This is a genomic window from Streptomyces sp. NPDC001914 (assembly GCF_042891215.1).
Classification (GTDB): Bacteria; Actinomycetota; Actinomycetes; order Streptomycetales; family Streptomycetaceae; genus Streptomyces.
Genome location: NZ_JBIASW010000043.1, coordinates 1 through 1,289 on the forward strand (window position 1 = coordinate 1; position 1,289 = coordinate 1,289).

Annotated in this window: 1 rRNA gene; it reads left to right on the forward strand. The window is 55.5% G+C overall.

What is annotated here, in order from left to right:
- Positions 1-1,289: ribosomal RNA gene (locus tag ACFYYF_RS41550) — 23S ribosomal RNA — on the forward strand; the annotation flags it as partial.

Consider the following 1,289-nt stretch of genomic DNA (forward strand, 5'->3'; position numbering starts at 1 on the left):
CTGAGACCTGATGCCGAGCCGATTGTGGTGAAGTGGATGATCCTATGCTGTCGAGAAAAGCCTCTAGCGAGTTTCATGGCGGCCCGTACCCTAAACCGACTCAGGTGGTCAGGTAGAGAATACCGAGGCGTTCGGGTGAACTATGGTTAAGGAACTCGGCAAAATGCCCCCGTAACTTCGGGAGAAGGGGGGCCATCACCGGTGATTGGATTTACTCCATGAGCTGGGGGTGGCCGCAGAGACCAGCGAGAAGCGACTGTTTACTAAAAACACAGGTCCGTGCGAAGCCGTAAGGCGATGTATACGGACTGACGCCTGCCCGGTGCTGGAACGTTAAGGGGACCGGTTAGTCAAGATTCGTCTTGGCGAAGCTGAGAACTTAAGCGCCAGTAAACGGCGGTGGTAACTATAACCATCCTAAGGTAGCGAAATTCCTTGTCGGGTAAGTTCCGACCTGCACGAATGGCGTAACGACTTCTCGACTGTCTCAACCATAGGCCCGGTGAAATTGCACTACGAGTAAAGATGCTCGTTTCGCGCAGCAGGACGGAAAGACCCCGGGACCTTTACTACAGTTTGATATTGGTGTTCGGTTCGGCTTGTGTAGGATAGCTGGGAGACTTTGAAGCAGGCACGCCAGTGTTTGTGGAGTCGTCGTTGAAATACCAGTCTGGTCGTGCTGGATGTCTAACCTGGGTCCGTGATCCGGATCAGGGACAGTGTCTGATGGGTAGTTTAACTGGGGCGGTTGCCTCCTAAAGAGTAACGGAGGCGCCCAAAGGTTCCCTCAGCCTGGTTGGCAATCAGGTGTTGAGTGTAAGTGCACAAGGGAGCTTGACTGTGAGACCGACGGGTCGAGCAGGGACGAAAGTCGGGACTAGTGATCCGGCGGTGGCTTGTGGAAGCGCCGTCGCTCAACGGATAAAAGGTACCCCGGGGATAACAGGCTGATCTTCCCCAAGAGTCCATATCGACGGGATGGTTTGGCACCTCGATGTCGGCTCGTCGCATCCTGGGGCTGGAGTCGGTCCCAAGGGTTGGGCTGTTCGCCCATTAAAGCGGTACGCGAGCTGGGTTTAGAACGTCGTGAGACAGTTCGGTCCCTATCCGCTGTGCGCGTAGGAATATTGAGAAGGGCTGTCCCTAGTACGAGAGGACCGGGACGGACGAACCTCTGGTGTGCCAGTTGTCCTGCCAAGGGCATGGCTGGTTGGCTACGTTCGGGAGGGATAACCGCTGAAAGCATCTAAGCGGGAAGCCTGCTTCAAGATGAGTATTCCCACCCCCTT